The 1,300-nt window shown below is 49.8% G+C and carries 1 protein-coding gene; it reads left to right on the forward strand.

Annotated features, from left to right (window positions below):
• On the forward strand, positions 1 to 1,300 hold a 1,300-nt coding region (locus tag J690_RS0104855), incomplete at both ends, for an Ig-like domain-containing protein (RefSeq protein ID WP_228133009.1).

Consider the following 1,300-nt stretch of genomic DNA (forward strand, 5'->3'; position numbering starts at 1 on the left):
ACCCTGCAGGCAATACTTCATTGCCAGGTACAGAGATTGTTGACGGAGATGGCTTACCACCAGTGGTATCGTTAACTGATGAAGTGACGAATGATGCAACACCGGACTTGTCAGGTAGCATCAATGATCCAAATGCAACGATTGTAGTGACTGTGGATGGTATTGATTATCCGGCAGTGAACAATGGCGATGGCACCTGGACTTTACCGAACGATATCTTACCAACTCTGTCAGAAGGCGCACACAGTGTGACTGTGACAGCAACAGACCTGGCAGGTAATACAGGTACGGATACAGGTGTTGTGACAATTGATACCGTTGCCCCAAATGCACCGGACATTGATCCAGTGAATGCGGTAGATCCGATTACAGGTACAGCAGAACCAGATTCAACCGTGACTGTGACGTATCCTGATGGCACGACTGCAACTGTAGTTGCAGGCACAGACGGCACATGGTCAGTACCAAACCCAGGTAACCTGGTAGATGGCGACACAATTTCGGCAACAGCCACTGACCCTGCAGGCAATACTTCATTGCCAGGTACAGAGATTGTTGACGGAGATGGTTTACCACCAGTGGTATCGTTAACTGATGAAGTGACGAATGATGCAACGCCGGACTTGTCAGGTAGCATCAATGATCCAAATGCAACGATTGTAGTGACTGTGGATGGTATTGATTATCCGGCAGTGAACAATGGCGATGGCACCTGGACTTTACCGAACGATATCTTACCAACTCTGTCAGAAGGCGCACACAGTGTGACTGTGACAGCAACAGACTTGGCAGGTAATACAGGTACGGATACAGGTACTGTAACAATCGATACCATTGCACCGGTAGTGGGTTTCACAGATGCATCTACCAATGACACCACACCTGCTTTGACCGGTACGATCGATGATCCTGCTGCGACTGTGGTAGTGACTGTGGATGGCGTGGATTACCCAGCAACCAACAATGGTGACGGTACCTGGACGCTTGCAGACAATATACTTCCAGTGTTGGCAGATGGCCCGCACACAGTGAATGTGACTGCAACAGATGTGGCAGGTAACGTTTCAACGCCGGTAACAGGCACAGTGATTGTTGATGCAACAGCACCAACCCTTGCAATCACGACAGATGACCTTGCACTTGCGGCAGGTGAAACAGCGAACATCAGCTTCACGTTCAGTGAGGCGGTGACTGGTTTCGATGCGAGTGACATTACGGTTGTAGGCGGAGCATTGACTGGTCTGACTACGACGGACAACATCACGTGGACAGCAGTGTTCACACCAGATGGTACAGGCAC

Source organism: Acinetobacter sp. 742879 (genome assembly GCF_000588535.1).
Classification (GTDB): Bacteria; Pseudomonadota; Gammaproteobacteria; order Pseudomonadales; family Moraxellaceae; genus Acinetobacter; species Acinetobacter pittii.